The 15894-nt window shown below is 63.6% G+C and carries 15 protein-coding genes; 3 read left to right on the top strand and 12 right to left on the bottom strand.

The features are described from left to right. Nucleotides 1-31: 31 nt before the first annotated feature. The 4 genes from K1X41_RS10910 to K1X41_RS10895 all read right to left on the bottom strand — a co-directional run bounded on the left by K1X41_RS10910 (nucleotide 32) and on the right by K1X41_RS10895 (nucleotide 3585). Nucleotides 32-832: an ABC transporter ATP-binding protein gene (locus tag K1X41_RS10910; protein WP_132201382.1), complete on the bottom strand. Its 801-nt coding sequence runs from the start codon at nucleotides 830-832 to the stop codon at nucleotides 32-34. 70 nt (nucleotides 833-902) lie between these two features. Next, entirely contained in the window at nucleotides 903-1745 is an 843-nt protein-coding gene (locus K1X41_RS10905; RefSeq protein WP_133615414.1) for an ABC transporter permease, read from the bottom strand. A gap of 1 nt (nucleotide 1746) precedes the next feature. Further along, nucleotides 1747-2550: an ABC transporter permease gene (locus tag K1X41_RS10900; protein ID WP_220174619.1), complete on the bottom strand. Its 804-nt coding sequence runs from the start codon at nucleotides 2548-2550 to the stop codon at nucleotides 1747-1749. Between the two features lie 27 nt (nucleotides 2551-2577). Next, entirely contained in the window at nucleotides 2578-3585 is a 1008-nt protein-coding gene (locus K1X41_RS10895; RefSeq protein ID WP_165875534.1) for an ABC transporter substrate-binding protein, read from the bottom strand. 162 nt (nucleotides 3586-3747) lie between these two features. Between K1X41_RS10895 and K1X41_RS10890 the strand changes: the two genes are divergently transcribed. Further along, the gene (locus K1X41_RS10890; RefSeq protein ID WP_166644211.1) at nucleotides 3748-4725 is read left to right on the top strand and encodes an AsnC family transcriptional regulator; all 978 of its coding nucleotides are present in this window, start codon (nucleotides 3748-3750) and stop codon (nucleotides 4723-4725) included. A 37-nt stretch (nucleotides 4726-4762) separates the two neighbouring features. Here K1X41_RS10890 and K1X41_RS10885 read toward each other — a convergent pair whose 3' ends face one another. The 3 genes from K1X41_RS10885 to K1X41_RS10875 are packed head-to-tail and all read right to left on the bottom strand — an operon-like array spanning nucleotide 4763 to nucleotide 7491. Beyond that, nucleotides 4763-5983: an amidohydrolase gene (locus tag K1X41_RS10885; RefSeq protein ID WP_220174618.1), complete on the bottom strand. Its 1221-nt coding sequence runs from the start codon at nucleotides 5981-5983 to the stop codon at nucleotides 4763-4765. 15 nt (nucleotides 5984-5998) lie between these two features. Next, nucleotides 5999-6721 (bottom strand): hypothetical protein, encoded by a 723-nt coding sequence (locus K1X41_RS10880; protein ID WP_207907357.1) that lies wholly within the window; start codon nucleotides 6719-6721, stop codon nucleotides 5999-6001. 20 nt (nucleotides 6722-6741) lie between these two features. Continuing rightward, nucleotides 6742-7491 (bottom strand): DUF5058 family protein, encoded by a 750-nt coding sequence (locus K1X41_RS10875; protein WP_132201368.1) that lies wholly within the window; start codon nucleotides 7489-7491, stop codon nucleotides 6742-6744. Between the two features lie 212 nt (nucleotides 7492-7703). Between K1X41_RS10875 and K1X41_RS10870 the strand changes: the two genes are divergently transcribed. Then, on the top strand, nucleotides 7704-9122 hold the full coding sequence (locus K1X41_RS10870; protein ID WP_220174617.1) for an amidase: 1419 nt from the start codon (nucleotides 7704-7706) through the stop codon (nucleotides 9120-9122). Nucleotides 9123-9169: 47 nt separating this feature from the next. Then, nucleotides 9170-10123: an Lrp/AsnC family transcriptional regulator gene (locus tag K1X41_RS10865; protein WP_133615408.1), complete on the top strand. Its 954-nt coding sequence runs from the start codon at nucleotides 9170-9172 to the stop codon at nucleotides 10121-10123. Nucleotides 10124-10132: 9 nt separating this feature from the next. On the opposite strand, the gene K1X41_RS10860 is transcribed toward K1X41_RS10865, so the two are convergent. From K1X41_RS10860 to K1X41_RS10840, 5 genes are all read right to left on the bottom strand, one after another. Further along, nucleotides 10133-10915 carry a sulfite exporter TauE/SafE family protein gene (locus tag K1X41_RS10860; protein WP_220174616.1) on the bottom strand — a complete coding sequence of 261 codons (783 nt, stop codon included), beginning with the start codon at nucleotides 10913-10915 and terminating at the stop codon, nucleotides 10133-10135. A 68-nt stretch (nucleotides 10916-10983) separates the two neighbouring features. Continuing rightward, nucleotides 10984-12528, bottom strand: coding sequence for a gamma-glutamyltransferase family protein (locus K1X41_RS10855; RefSeq protein WP_220174615.1), 1545 nt, complete (start codon nucleotides 12526-12528; stop codon nucleotides 10984-10986). Further along, entirely contained in the window at nucleotides 12512-13258 is a 747-nt protein-coding gene (locus tag K1X41_RS10850; RefSeq protein WP_220174614.1) for a FadR/GntR family transcriptional regulator, read from the bottom strand. Before K1X41_RS10850 ends, K1X41_RS10855 begins: the two co-directional genes overlap by 17 nt. Nucleotides 13259-13321: 63 nt before the next feature. Next, nucleotides 13322-14035 (bottom strand): ABC transporter ATP-binding protein, encoded by a 714-nt coding sequence (locus K1X41_RS10845; RefSeq protein WP_166644210.1) that lies wholly within the window; start codon nucleotides 14033-14035, stop codon nucleotides 13322-13324. 2 nt (nucleotides 14036-14037) lie between these two features. Then, entirely contained in the window at nucleotides 14038-15894 is a 1857-nt protein-coding gene (locus K1X41_RS10840) for a branched-chain amino acid ABC transporter ATP-binding protein/permease (RefSeq protein ID WP_220174613.1), read from the bottom strand.

Here is a 15894-nt window from a genome sequence, read left to right as displayed (position 1 = left end):
GCCACGTGAGTTCGACGGACATCTGTCTCCCCTACGCTGCAGCGCTCGGCGCGGTCGTGATCGCGCCAGCCCGGATCAGTTCGAAAATCTCGGTGCGCAGCTCAGCGAACTCGGGCAGCGCGCGCGTGGTGATCTGGTCGCGCGGTGCGGGCAGCTCGATGTCGATACTGCGGGTTACCACGGCCGGCCGGTGCCCGAGCACCACCACGCGATCCGAAAGATACACCGCCTCATCAATGTCGTGGGTGACGAGCAGGATCGTCATTCCAAACTCGTCACGGATCTTGAGGCAGAGGTCCTCCAGTTCGAACCGCGTCTGAGCGTCAACGGACGCGAACGGTTCGTCCATCACTAGCACCTCGGGGCGATATGCGAGCGCGCGGGCAATCGCGACGCGCTGCTGCATGCCGCCCGAAAGCTGCCACGGAAAGCGATCAGCTGACTGGTCGAGCCCGACAGAGGCGAGCGCCGACGCCACTCTGGCGTCCGCTTCTCCCGCGGGAAGCCGCAGGTGACGCAGCGGCAGCCGCACGTTCTTCTCAACGGTCAGCCACGGCATCAGTGAGCGGGTGTACTCCTGGAACACCAGCGCCATCTCCTCTGGCGGCCCGTCAATCGGCTTGCCGTGGATCTCGGCGGTCCCCGAGCTGATGCTCTGCAGCCCGGTGAGGCACTTCAGCAGCGTGGTCTTGCCGATACCGGACGGCCCAACAATGGCAACGATCTCGCCGGCGGTGACATCAAAGGTGAGGTCGGCGATGATCTGCACCTCCGCCCCGCGGACAGTGTAAGTCTTCGAGAGGTGCTCAACGACGAGCTGGGTGGTGGACATGGAGTTCTCCGATTTCACTGCGGTCACGGGTGAGACAGGGGTGGCGGGTAGGCGGATCGAGTCCTGCGTGCTAGTCAGCCGAGGCGGCTTTCTGGGAGCCGAGATACCAGGCAAGCGCCCGGCGTCGCACGAGGTTGAAGCACAGGTTCGCGAGGAAACCGAGGATCCCCAGCAACAGGATCCCCGCCCACATCCCGCGCACGTCGAAGCTCTTCTGCGCGAGCAGTGTGAGGGCCCCGATCCCGCGCGCGGCCCCGAGCATTTCGCTCGTGATCATCACGATGAATGCGACTTGCAGACTCACGAGCGCGCCGGCGAAGATCTGCGGTGACGCCGCCGGCAGGTACACCCGGCGCAGCCGCTCCCACGCGCTGAGGCGATACACTCGCGCGGTTTCGAGTAGCAGCGGCTCCGTGCCGCGCACGCCATCAATCGTGGAGATCAGGATTGGGAACAGGGACGCGAGCGCAATCGCGAAGACTCGGACCTCGTTCCCAAAGCCCATCGTCGCGACAAAGATCGGCAGCAGCGCAACGGCCGGGATCGACCGCACAAACTGCACAATGGGATCAAGGATCCAAAACAGGGGCCTGATCAGGCCAAGCGCAGTCCCAAGCGCGACACCGATGAGGCACGCGATCACGTAGGCCGCGAGGAAGTTACCGACGCTGGGGAGCACATCGCTGAAGAACTTGTCGAACAGCCACAGCCGCTGAAACTCGATCACGATGTCGCGCAGCGGCGGGAAGAACGGGTCAGCTGAGTTCAGTGAGCCAAACCACCAGACCGCAATCAGCAGCGCAGGCACTCCGATTTCGAGGGTGAGGAGCAACGGCCTACGGTTCCGCGCTTGTTTGACGCGGGCCTGAGTGCGAATGGCCGTGGTGGTCGGAGCCAGCTCAGTGGTCGCCATCTCAGCTCTCCTTTCGGTAGGAACTGTGCCAGTGCAGCATCCGCCGCTCCGCTCGAGCGGCGGCAGCCTGCACGAGGAGCCCCATGCATCCGAGCACAACCACGTAGGCGAAGATGTCTTCATTGCGGCCGGCGATCTGGGCCACGGTGAGCGAGTTTCCGAGCCCTGGGGCACCGCCGAGCATGCCAGCGACCACGGCCATAATGAGCGTGACCGGGGCGGCAACGCGCATCGCGGTGCCGATGTAAGGCGAGGCCCCCGGCAGGATCACGCGCCACAGAATCGCGCCTGGTCGCAGCCCGAACGAACGCGCAGTGTTCACCATGACGGGGTCGACAGACTCCACCCCTGCTGCGGTCTGCGCGGCAATCGGCAGCATGATCCCGAAGATCACGAGGAACACCCCCATCTCAGTCGTGGGTCCCAGCACGAGCATGGCGAGCGGCAGGATTACGATCGCGGGGATCGGGCGTAGGAACTCGAGCACCACCCGCGTCGCGGCGTGGACGATCTCCGAGGTGCCGACGAGCACCCCGATGGCGACGCCGATCGCGGCGGCGACGATCCAGCCGAACAGGGCGATACTCAGTGTCGTGCCGGCCTCAGCCCAGAAGCTGCCCTGCGTGATGAGGGCGCCGAGGGCCTGTGTTACAACTGGAACACCGGGCAGGGCGCTTTCAGACGCGATCTGAATTGATCCCCACTGCCAGGCGGCAAGGAGGAGGGCGATACCGAGAACCCCGAACGCTATTGGCACGAGCACGCGGCGCCCGCTGCGCGATCCGAGTTGAGTGGATGACGTCATCGTCCCTCCTCCGTGTCTGGCGTGCCGCTAGTTGGCGCGACTGGTGAGGATTTCGGAGACGTCGATGGGCTCGTCAAAGAATCCGATGGCCACGAGCTTCTTGTCGACTTCTTCGAGCTGCGCAGGATCGATCTCGCTTGGCCAGTACGACTGCGGCATATCTGCCGGCTCGATCTTGAGCCCGGCGCGATCAATTACGTGCTGCTTCGCATCTTCGAGGTTGTCACTCGCCCATGTAGCGGACTTGGCGATTGCCCGCTGGAACGCGGCAACGGCGTCAGGGTTCTCGGCGGCCCAGGTGTCAGACGCCGCCCAACCGGTCGTGGCCGAGCCGCGCGGGAAGAAGTCGACGCTCGGGTTCATCACGCGCGCCAACCCTTCGGCGTCCGCCTCAAGCGAGAACGGGCTGACCAGGAACGCTGCGTCGATCTGATCGCCCTTGAGCGCCTCAAGCGCCGGGACGAAGCCGAGATTCATCCACTCGATGTCCTTCGTTTCAACGCCGGCTTCATGCAGCACAGAGGTGATGGTGCCGTCCGGCTGGCCTTTCAGCTCCGGCACCGCGATTTTGGCGCCTGCGAGACCCTCAATGTCGGTGATCCCGCTGCCCTTGCTCGTGTAGATGCCAACGGAAGTGTAGTCGCGCTGCTCCTCGAGCGTTGCGTCACTCGCGGCCGGGTTGATGCCGTCAGAGGCGGCGATCAGCGTGATTGGCACGTTCTGGCGGGCCATCTGCAACGCGGAGATTGTGGGTACAAAAGCGAGTTCGAGTTTCCCTGCCTGCAGCGCCGCGGTGGCCGCTGCGATGTCTGGCAGGTCAACGACCTCAATATCAAGGCCCTCGTCCTCGAAGAAGCCCTCTTCAATACCCATGTAGAGCGGTTCGGCGGCGATCGAGTTCTGCGCCTGGACTCGAATCTTGATGGGTTCATCGCTGTTGGCGTCAGCTGTGGTTTCGGGGGCCGATGAGCAGGCGGCGAGGGAGAAGGCCGCCGCTGCGGCGAGTCCTACAAGTGCCAGTTTGCGAATCTTCATTGAGTGCATTCCTTTGGTCGGGCTGTGGGCAATCTCTGCGAGCGCGCCGATCGCGGGGGATATCCGACCGGCACTGGTTGAATCAGCTATCACTCTAGGTTTGAGTGGAGCGTGTAGTACATGAGTATTGTGATTTTGAAGAAATCAGCAGAGAATGATGCCATGAATGTCACTGAGCTACTGGACGACCTCGATCGGAAGATCGTGGCGGCGCTCCAAGTGAACGGCCGGGCTGGGTGGCGCCGCATCGCGTCGGTGCTCGATGTACCTGAACGCACCGTCGCCGCGCGTGGCTCCGAGCTGCTGCGCACTCAGCAGGTGCGGATCACCGGGTTCCCCGTGCTGCCGCAAGGAGGTGTGCTCGACAGCGCGATCGCGAGCGTGCGCTGCGTTTCGGGAATGAACCGGATGACGGCAACCGCGGCCGCCGCACGCGCGAGCTCCGTATTCACCTACCTCACTACCGGCGACGCCGACTGCGTGTTCGAGTTGATCAACGAGCGTTCGCAGTCCCTCACAGTGCTGCTCGACGAGATCCCCGGCCTGCCCGGCGCCGCCGGAGTCGACACCGCGACGATCCTGCGGCTGTACAAGGGCATTCACCAGTGGCTGCCCGGTATTCTCGACGAGTCCCAGGTGCTCGCACTCACCGACCGCGAGCAGAGCTGGGAGCCAACCGGCGCTGTCGAGCTTGCCCCGCTGAGCAAGGAAGAGCAGGAGATCGCGCGCCTGCTGGCGCTCGACGGTCGTACCACCGTCGAAGAGTTGGCCCGCGCGACGGCGCTGTCGCCTGCTTCGGCCCGTCGCCGCCTCGCACACCTGCAGGCGAGCGGGCGACTGTTTGACCGCGCGGTGATCGAACCGGCGGCGCTCGGATTTCCGGTCGAGGCGATCCTGCGCATCCGCACCTATCCCGGCCGCACCGAGTCTGTGGCGCAGCGCCTCACCGAGGTGCCCGAGGTGCGCTACCTCGCCTTCACTACCGGCCGGCATCAACTGTTCGTCGACATCGCCTGCGTCAGCCACGCCGCGCTCGCGGACTTTCTGATGCGCGCGGACTGGACCGAGGATGCTGTCGAGGTCGACACTTCGATCGTGTTGCAGGCGCTCAAGCGCAGCGGCATGCGGATGGACGTGTAGCCTCGCAACGCTGAGCGCACGCGGACTGCCGGCGACGCTACGCAGCCGCTGGACCATCGAGATACTTCCGGATCGCGCTCACCGCGGCCCGCACCCCCGTGCTCAGCGTCGGCTCCAATTCAGGCAGGAAGAAGGGCGAATGATTCACCGGCGGCGCGGCCACGTCTGCGGGGAAGCCACCGAACACCCAGTACACATTGGGCACCCCGATACTCTCCGCGAGCCAGCCGAAGTCCTCGGACCCCATCGCCGGCGGCAGCGCCACAACCTGCTCGGCTCCCAACTCGGCGCTGAGCGCCTCGGAGACCCGCGCGACGTGCGCGGGGTCGTTGTATAGGAGTGGGAAGCGGTAGATTTCCTCCACGCTGGGCCGGGGCGCGTCCGAAGCGTCAGCCTCCGCGTTCAGGATCCGGGTGATCGCTCGCAGCACGCGATCCCGCACATCTTCCGACAGCGTGCGAATGTTCAGTGTGAATTCCGCGCGATCCGGAATGATGTTTTCCTTCAGCCCCGCGTGGAACGTGCCGCACGTGACGACGGCCGGATCCTGCGGTGAGAGTTCTCGGGACACGATCGTTTGGAGCCGCACCACCATGTGCGCGCCGAGCACGACGGGATCGATCGCGTTCTGCGGCTGTGATCCGTGCGATTGCGTGCCGAACACGGTCACCCTGAGCGAATCTGCCATCGCCATTGCACTGCCGGACGCGACTCCGACCGCTCCGGCAGGGACGAACGGAATCACGTGCTGGCCGAGCACGATCTCAGGCTTCGGTGCGCGTTCCCACAGCTGGTCTGCCACCATCGCGGCGGCCCCCTCAGCGGTTTCCTCCCCGGGCTGAAACACCCACACGATCGTCCCGCTCCAGGCTGCGCGCTCGCGCACAAAGACCGCAGCGGCTGCGAGGGCAGCGGCGACGTGGGTGTCATGCCCGCAGCCGTGCATGACGGGGACCACGGTGCCATCCGCGAGTGCGCCAGTGGCGATAGAGCGATATTCCGCCCCGGTGTCTTCCTCAATTGGAAGACCGTCTGTGTCAGCGCGGAACGCGACGACCGGGCCAGCTCCGTTGCGGAGCACGCCCACCACTCCGGTCCCCCCGCAGCGGAAGTGCTCGATCCCGAGCCCGGTGAGTCGTGTCTCAATGAACTCGGCGGTGCGATGCTCCTGCATTGAAAGCTCGGGGTTGCGGTGCAGGTGCCGGTAGGTATCGTGCAGAGAGGCGAGCTCGGCCTCAGTAAGTTCTGTGTGCAGCATGGCGACAGCCTCCCGTTAGTTGACAGAGATGGATTCGGTGTTGGTGCGCTCGCGCACGACCCAGGAGATCGCGATCGAAGCGACGACCGCGGCCGCCGTCGCGAACATGGCGACCTGTGGCACCAGCGGCACGATCACGAACTGCAGCAGGAGCGCGACGCAGATCGCCACGATCGTGGTGCGGCGCTGCTTCATCGCGACGATGCTCTGCACCAGCACTGCGCCGAGCAGTGACGGCAGGATGTACGTGCGCGCAACTTCAACAAAGTCAGCGGGAATGATGGACACCAGCCAGGTGCCAAAGATTCCGACGAAGATCAACAGGCTGAGCAGGTGCACTGTCGCTGCGCCACAGATCGCCATCACCGCGGCAATGTCTCCTCGGCGTGTGCCAGGCTTTGCGTTGATGCTCGACTGGGCGACGATCGCGGCTGGCAGCAGCTTGTTCGAGATGTTGCCGATCATGAAGGCCTGGTACATCGCGGCCGAACCGAGCACGGGGTAGTAGGTGAGCGGTTCCACAATCCAGAACACTCCGAAGGTGGCTGCGACGGCGAGAAACGCGATCCACACCATCGAACCGGTGATTTCCAACTGCCCGGCCACCAACAGGTAGAGCGGGCCGAGCAGCGACAGTACGAGCCCGGCGAGCATTGTGAGCGAGCCGTAGCGCGTGGTTTGCTGATCGAACTTGAGCATTGCGTCATCGGCCCGCGTGGCCGCAAGAACAGTAGTCATGGTCATACTCCCGGTGTTCGTCAGGATCCGGATTGGATCAGGTAGGCCGCAAAAAGCGACACAAGAATGGCGATCCCAAGGGCCCACTCCTTCAGCCACCTGGCTGCGAGCAGGTGCGAGATCAGGAGGCAGAGCCCCATCACCGCGGCCGAAATACACACGATGATGATGTGCGTCCCCGATTTCCCTGTCTCAGCAATCGTCAACATCGAAAACGCACCGAGCAGCGCCGCCGTGGGGATGAGCGCCATGGCCGCGGGGTTCCGCTTTGCGAGCGTGGCGCTGCCTCGCTTCAGGACGGGAGTCAGGATCAGCGTCGCGAGCATCCACATCCCGCCTGACAGACTCATCGCGAGGAAGGCGACCGCAAACACTTGCTGCGTGTAGTCAGGGCCCCCAAGCTCCGCTCCCATCGTGGAGGCAGCGATGCCGGCTGAGGCGGTTTCCGTCGCGGCGGAGCCGATCAAACCAATGCGCACCAGCACGGCAGGCGTTCCGAACAGGGCGAGCAGCGACACGGCAACGATGACGACTGCGAGCGACGGCCCAATCGATGCCACCGCGCCTGCGCGGAACGACTCTTTGACCTCGGCGATCGGCATGTCGATTCCCGGGGCAACCTTGCGCGCGGCGCGCATATACAGGATCGTCTGCAGGAAGATCACGGCGAAAACACCGAGCGCGCAGATCCACAGAATCGGTGAGTTCGCGATAGCCCAGATATCCGTGGACCCCGGGTCCCGGGTCAGCAGAATGGCTTGATACGGCATGTGTGCTCCTTTGCAGTTCATGCTGGTGAGGGTGTGAAGGCCCCCAAAGCTCACCCTGCGGCAGACTCCGACCCTGAACAAGTGCGCGGCCGAACTCGCCAAGATTCTGGCGAAATCACCCGATTTGCCTGATTTCGCGTAGACGTCTTCCTCGCCACCAGGGAATCTGGGGATGATGCTCGCAGGGCACTTCACTGGCGAAAGGCACACACATGGACGACATTCAGCACCTCTCTGCAGCCGCGATCACGCGCCTGATCAGGTCCCGAGAACTCTCGGCCCGCGAGGCGCTCGAAAGCCACGTCGCCGCGATCGAAGAGCACAATCCCGCAGTGAACGCGGTGATCACCACTGACTTTGAGCGGGCAAGCACGCTCGCCGCCGCCGCCGATGAGCGCACCGCCAGCGGAGCGGCCACCGGGATCTTGCATGGCCTCCCAATGACCCACAAAGACACGTTCGCGACGGCCGGATTGCGCTCCACTCAGGGTTCGCTCGCACTGCGAGATCAGGTCCCGGAGGCGGATGATCTCCAAATTGCCCGACTGACCGCGGCGGGCGTGATCCGTACGGGAAAGACGAATGTGCCGGAGTTTGGGGCCGGATCACACACGTTCAATGAGCTGTTCGGGACGACGACGAACCCGTATGATCCCACGCTGTCCGCCGGCGGTTCCTCTGGCGGAGTTGCCGCCGTGGTCGCCGCGCGAATCCAGGCTATGGGAGACGGGTCCGACATGGGCGGCTCGCTGAGGATCCCGGCCTCCTTTTGTAATCTGTTCGGCTTCCGACCGTCATACGGGGTGATCCCGATGGAATCACCCCGCAACGCATTCACCTGGCTGGCCCGGTCCGGTCCCATCGCCCGGACCGTTGAAGACGTCGCCTTGTTCATGCGCGCGACCGCGGGTCCGACGCGGTTGCCCACCCCCAGCACAGTAGCGCCCACGGATTTTCGCGCGCCGTGGCCCGATCTCCGCGGGGTCCGAATCGGATACAGCTTTGATTTCGGAATCGGTGTGCCCGTCGAGGCCGAGATCATTGCCACCCTGCGCGATCAGCTGCGAGTCTTTGAGGAAGCCGGCGCAATCCTCGAGGAAGCGAGCATCGATTTCAGTGACGCGGACGAGGTGTTCCAGGTGACGAGAGCATACGATTTCGCGACGGGAATCGCACCGCTATTTGCTGAGCACCGTGACGTGATCAAACCCGAGGTGGTGTGGAACGTGGAGAAAGGGCTCGCACTCACTGCATCGGACATGATCTCCGCCGCCGCTGCACGAAGCAGACTGGAAGCCGCGGTGCAGCGCTTCTTCGCGCGCTACGATGCGTTCTTGAGCCCAGCGGCCCAGGTGCTCCCCTTCGATGCACACTGGCGCTGGCCACACACGATCGCCGGCACCCCGGCGGAGAGCTATCTCGACTGGATGCGTTCTGCCTGCCTCCTCTCCGCCACGAGCCTGCCGGTCCTCGCGATGCCAGGCGGCTTCACTGCGAGTGGGCTCCCAGTCGGATGGCAAATCGCGGCAACCCACTACGACGACGTCCGAATGCTGGACTGGGCGGCGGCGTATGAGCAGGCGACCGGCTTCGCGCAGACGGCGCCGCGAGCGGTTGTTTCAGCGCCATAGGATGAGAACTCGCGGCCAGAACGGTCTGGGTGCGAAGGAAGGGCGAGATGTCGGGCCAGGCCTTCACTGAGCTGCAACGCAGGATCGCCGCTGCCCTCCAAGTCGACGGGCGTGCGTCGTGGCGACGCATCGCCGACGCGCTCGGCGAGCCCGAACGGACAGTTGCCAGGCACGGCACGGATCTGCTCGCCTCGGGTGCCGTCGCCGTCGCCGGGATGAACCACGCCGAGAACCAGATGATCCTGGCCTGCGAGAGTGTGCTCGGGGCTGCTCAGCTCGTGAGTGAGGCGCTCGCGCGCCGCGACGACGTCGTCTACAGCTACCGCACCACAGGCGAACTGAACATCGTGGCGGAGCTCGGCTATGAAGAGAACCTCGATGAGTTGCTGACGCTGCAGCTCCCGGCAACGCCCGGGCTCCGGCGCCTCGAGGCGTTTCCCGTGCTGCGGTACTTCAAAACGATTCGTGGCTGGCGATGCGGTGCACTCACCCCCGCTCAAGAGGAGACACTGGCTGCCGGTGGCGGAGCGGACCGCACGGAGTGGTCGCTGCCTGAAACGCGCGGCGCGAACGACGCACTCCTCCTGCAGGCGCTACGCGAGGACGGCCGCACGAGTATCGAGACGCTTGCCCGGCTCGTAAAGATGAGCGAGACTTCGGTCGCGAGGCGGATCGATTGGCTCCTGAGCTCCGGCCAGCTCTCGATCCGGGCGCTCGTTGAGCCAGCTGATGTGGGGTACCCAGTTGAGGCCATGCTGTGGGTGCAAGCCCCGCCGCAGCGCGTCGAACCGCTCGGTCGGGCGCTGCAACTGTGGCCGGAGGTACGCTATGCCGCGGCGGTCGCCGGCAAGTTTCAGATGATCGTGAACGTCACCGCGATCTCGCATGCGCAGCTCTACACCATGCTTTCCCACCCCGTCTGGGCGGAGCATCACACCGTGGTGCACACCGACCTGGTGTACGCAGCGCGCAAGCGCGGCGGGAGAGTGCTGTCGGTGTAGCGACCCCGGCTACTTCTCTTTTCGGTTCTTCAGGGTCTTCAGCAGCATTTGCCCGAGAACGAATGCGAGCAGCAGCGAGAACGCGACGTTGGACCAGAATGGCGGAATGTGAGTCGCGATCACTGAGCCGAGCGGCGAAAGAATGCTGGCCGCGATCCCGAGAATTGCCGCTGCACGGAGGTCGACGTTGCGCCTGCGCGCGTTTCCGAGCGTGCCGGAAATCGAGCCGGGAATCAGCATGATCAGCGACGTACCTTTGGCGATCAGGTCGCTCGCCCCGAAGAAGAACATCAGGATCGGCACCACGACCACGCCGCCACCCACGCCAAGGAGCCCCGAGAGCACACCCGTCACGAGGCCGGTAATGACGAGCAGCACGATGACGAGCGTGGTCTTCTCGATCTCAGCATCACGCTGCGGCACCACGAACCAGAGGCTCACCACGACCACCGCGAGAAAGCCCATGAACAGCCAGCGCAGAAACCCGGTCGGCACACGCGAGAGCAAGTAGCTCCCGATCTGGGCGCCCACGATCACACCTGCGGCGAGCGCGATTGCAGCGATCCAATCGACGTTGCCCTGCACTCCATAGCCGATGCCGCCCACGATGGCAGCGGGCAGGATCGCGGCAACTGAGGTGCCTGCGGCGAGGCGTTGCTGGAAGCCGAGGAACATCACCAGCATGGGCACGAGTACCACTCCGCCACCGATGCCAAACAGGCCGGAGAGCAGGCCGGTGGCGGCACCGAGGAGGGCGAGCACGAAAACACTGGAGCGTGGAGTCTGAGTCATGAAGCGTCGATTCTGCGAGTTTGATCGTGGTGCGAAAGTGGAGCGCGGGCGCATGCTGCCCGCCCGGCCTAGCTGGGCGCCGGAACGATCATTGCGGAACCGTCGGAGCGGGGATCACTCGCGGCCTCATAGCCGGCAGGGGTGACCCGGATGAGGTTGGAGTGGCCCAGGTCTTCGGTGTACGGCGGCACTTCAGTGATGGCGTAGCCGGCTGCGGCGATCGCGTCGCGTGTGTCCTGGGGCACATCGGATTCAGCCATGACAGTGGCCGGTCCAATACCCGGCCACTCTTCCACCATCCACCGCGGCGCGTGGGTCGCCTCGTGAGGTGTCGCTCCTGCGAGGGATCGGATCAGGAGCTGGGCGTGGATTTGCGGCTGCGCAGCCCCGCCCATCGTGGCGGGCACCCAGGCAACCTCATCACCGCGCAAGATCAAGACGGGCATGAGGGTGTGGCGCGGCCGCTTGCCCGGGCCGAACGCGTTCGGCGAGTTGGCATCGAGTGCGAACGAGGTCCCGCGATTCTGAAACAGGATCCCTGTGTGAGGTTCCAAAATGTGCGCACCAAAGCTCCAGTAGACGGAGTTGATGAATGACACGGCCCAGCCATCGTCGCTGATCGCGGCGAATCCTACGGTGTCGCCGCTCGCCTTCGGAGCCCCGGGCACGGGACACGTGGGGGCGGGGAGCCCGATGAGGTCAGCTCCGGAGGCGCCTCCGAAGCGGGGATCGGCGAGGTGACTTGCGCGGATGGTGTTGGCGTGGTGGAACGCATCGGCGAGTTTGCCCGCGCCGCTGCCCAGCGGATCAACGATCCCAGCAGCGACTTCTTGCAGGGCGCGCAGCAGCATGAATCCGGAGGTGTTCGGCGGGCCAGTGAGCACGCGGTGCCCCTCGAACTCACCCTCAATCGGTTCGGCCCAGTACCCCTGGTACTCGGCTGCATCCTGCAGCGTGATCTTTGAGCCGAGCGCTTGCAGGCCAGCGACCCACTGCTGGGCCGTTTCACCCTCATAGAACTCGGCGGATCCGCCAGCGGCGATCCGTCGCAGCGTCTGCGCGAGTGCTGGCTGTATCAGCGGCTCGCCCTCGGCGATGGGCTCGCCGCCAGGGTAGAACACTGCGCTCGCGCCAGGATCTGCTGCGAGCGTCTCCCGATCTTCCACGAGCGCGGCGGCGACAGAGCGAGAGTTCGGGAACCCCTGCTCGGCATGCCGGATCGCGGCCTCAAAGTGTGCCGCCCACGGCAATGTCGCGCCGTACTCGTGCAGCGAGTTCCACCCGCAGACCCCGCCAGGCACGGTCACGGTATCGATCCCACGCAACGGCAGCGCGTCACCGTGTGCCTCGCGCAGTGCCGCGAGCGTCTGCCCCGCCGGAGCAGCTCCGGTCGCGTTGAGAAACCGTACTTCGCCGTCTGGGCTCCGCACGAGCGCCACCAGGTCGCCGCCAAGGGCGACGTTGTTCGGATACACGACGCAGAGTGTGGCGGCCGCGGCAAGTGCGGCATCGATGGCGTTGCCTCCGGCCTCAAGCGCGGCCGCTCCTGCGGCGGTCGCCAGGTGGTGGGACGTCGAGATTGCGCCGCCGGTGGGCCTACTCGTCAAGACCATCGCGGAGCTCCTTCGGCTTGGCACTCGCATCGGCGGCGCGCGCGATCTGACGGCTGATGTCGTGCACGTGTGCGCGAGCTTCTTCCTCGGCAAGTGCACCGTCTCGGGCAGCAATTGCTTCGAAGATTCGTCGGTGCGCCACGCTCGAAGCTTGACGCCGCGCTTTCGTTTGGTAGCGACTTGCCCGGCTCGGGGCAATCTGATTAGCGATCTGTTCGTTGATGAGTGAGAGCAGTGGGTTATGGGTGTATTGCGCGATCGCCTGGTGGAACGCGCGGTCAAGCTCGGCGTAGCGTTCTTTGGTCACATCCAGTTCCATTGCTTTGACAAGCTCTTCAAGCTGGGTGAGATCGCGCGTTTGAGCACGGCTAGCAGTGATGCGCGCAATTGGGGGCTCGACAATTGCGCGGAGTTCCATAATGTCGGTGAGCTCGGAACGCGTCGCGGAAAACGCCTCGATCACGTCTTCAGCCGCGTTTGCAGTCTCTCCTGGGGCGAGAATGATCGTTCCTCGACCGGGTTTTCGGTCGATCAATCCGCGATTCTCCAATTCGCGAAGCGCCTCTCGGATCGATACCCGAGACACGCTCAGAAGCTGTGCGAGTTCGCGTTCAGCTGGGAGCTTCTCGCCTGGCGCTAGATCTCCCTCGAGAATCAATCGCTCAAGGTCGACCGAGAGCCGGTCAGGTACGGAGAGGGTCTCTCCCCGACTCATCGAACCCCAGTCCATGTTGTCCACCTAATCTCAATTCTTCGATTGCCTTGCAAGGCGCACGTTGCTGCGTTGCGATACCTAATCTTCGCTGGTGGCGCTCTTGCCGAAATAGGCCTCGTGAAGCCGCTCATCATCAAGCATCACACGTGCGTCACCGCCGCCAGACAGAGTTCCTGTTTCCATGAGGTACCCGCGGTTCGCAATTGACAGTGCCATTCGAGCGTTCTGCTCGATCAGGAGCACGCTCGTCCCTGCAGCGTTGATCTCCCTAATGATCTCAAACATTTGAGCAACAATCTTCGGAGCCAATCCCATAGAAGGTTCATCGAGCATGAGCAAACTCGGCTGCCGGATCAGTGCTCTGGATAGTGCAAGCATTTGTTGCTCACCCCCTGAGAGTGTCGCTGCGGTCTGGTGCTTCCGCTCGTCAAGCCTTGGAAAGCGGGCAAACACGTCCGCAATCTCCGCATTGCTGTTCGTGCGCGATCCCCAATTCGCGACTTGCAGATTTTCGAGCACGCTCATTCTTCCGAAGATATGACGCCCTTCTGGAACTAAAGAGAGGCCAAGCTTCACGCGTTGCTCCGCACGCAATCCGGAGATTGCCTTTCCTGCGAACTCAATCTGACCGCGATGCTTGTTGAGGCCAGCGATCGCTCGAAGCAGGCTGCTTTTCCCTGCCCCGTTCGCACCGACTACAACTACGAGCTCGCCGTCGTTGACGTGTAGGTGAGCATCGAGCACCGCCCGGACCACGCCATAGCGCACGTTGAGCTCTTGGATATCCAGCATTTTCACTTGGTATCACTCCCCAAATAGGCTTCGAGCACCGCCGGATTCGTGCGGATCTCCGCTGGAGTACCATCGGCGATGATAACCCCGTGGTCGAGCACCACGATTCGGTCGGACACGCCCATAAGCAGGTCCATGTCGTGCTCGATGAGAATCACATCGACTCCGTGCTCACGGATCCGCGCGATTACCCGTGAGAGATCTCGTGTCTCACTCTCATTGAGTCCGGCCGCGGGCTCGTCGAGTAGCAGTACGCGTGGCCTCGTCATAAGCGCACGTGCGATTTCCACCTTTCGTTGCTGGTACGCATCGAGAGAGGAGGCTCGACGGTCGCGGCATTCCCACGCATCAACAAACGCGAGCACTTCCTCGGCCTCCGTGACAGTGAATCGCTCGCTACGACGCACGAATGGGAACGGTGAGAGGAACTTCGGAACGAAGCCAGCGAGCCGCGAATGGCCTCCAACGAGCAGGTTCTCGAGGACGGTCATGTCCCAAAACAACCGGACGGTCTGAAATGTGCGCGCAATGCCGCGAGTCGAGACTGAGCTCGATTCCAGTCGTTCGGTGCGTTCACCATACAGTTCGATCGTGCCAGACGTGGCGCGCGTGACGCCGGATATAGCGTTGAGAAGTGTAGACTTCCCCGCACCGTTCGGCCCCATCAACCCGAGCACTTCACCGTGATTCAAGTCGAAGGTGACTGCCTCGAGCGCGGTGAGCCCCCCAAACACCTGCTTCACGTCAGTGACTCGCAGCACTGGAGTGCCATGGGCCGCACCGACATCTCCGGGCACCTTCAATTCACCGAGCGGCGGCGTGGTTCCTCCACGAGCGCGAGTAAGTTCAAGGCGTTTTGAGACAATACCGCCTGGCCGCAGGATCATGAGCACGACGACGATCAAGGCAAGAATGCCTGTTCGAAATTCAGGGTGGGCCTGGATCAGCGGGATGTCCTTGGCGACTGCTTGGAAGAAGATCCACAACACAGCGCCAGTAACGGGCCCCCACAGCGTGCCAGCACCGCCGAGAATGACAAGGCTTAGCACGATGAAGTTATCCTCGAGCGTGAAACTATCGGGGTTCACGAACTGGTTCATATGCGCGAAGAAGACACCAATCACGCCCGCGGTCGCGGCTCCCACGACATATGCCAGGAGCTTGTAGCGTCGGGTCCGAATCCCGATGGAAGAGGCCACCAATTCGTCTTCACGGATCGCGACCCAGGCACGGCCAACCGGTGAAGCGATCAGCGAGGCGAGCGCCACCACCAGAACTACGACGACGGTGAGAATGATGTAGTAGGTCGTGGTCGGTGGCACCATGCTCGCGTCAGCGAAATTGAGTGGTGGGATATTGCGGATCCCCACTGCCCCGCCGGTGAATTCCGTCCAGTTGATCGAGACGATCCGTACGATCTCACCGAATGCAAGGGTCATGATGGCGAGATAGTCACCGCGCGCACGGAGAGTCGGATAGCCGATTATGGATCCGGCGATTCCAGCGAACACGATCGCCGCGACCACGCTGATGGGAAGCACCCACGCAAGCGCAGCCGGGTTCTCAGCGAGCAGTGGTCCGAACGTACTGACCGTGAATATCGCTGCGGTGTACGCGCCGACGATGAAGAAAGCAATGAATCCGAGATCCAGAAGTCCGGTCAAACCGACCAAGATGTTTAGCCCAGACGCGAGCGCAACGTAGACGAGGGCGAGAGCCGCGACTCGGATCCACTTGTCACCGGGAAGCACGAGCGGGGCGATGAGCCCGAGTACCAAGAAGATTGCCGGCCAGAGCCAACGATGAAGGCCGAGCTCGGGCTTGATGACCACAATGGGGGTCGTGTGCGTATTTGACAT

Origin of the sequence: Leucobacter luti (assembly GCF_019464495.1) — a bacterium.
Taxonomy (GTDB): Bacteria; Actinomycetota; Actinomycetes; order Actinomycetales; family Microbacteriaceae; genus Leucobacter; species Leucobacter luti_A.
The sequence above is the reverse complement of the archived record's forward strand: the minus strand, read 5'-3'. Positions and strand labels throughout refer to the sequence as shown.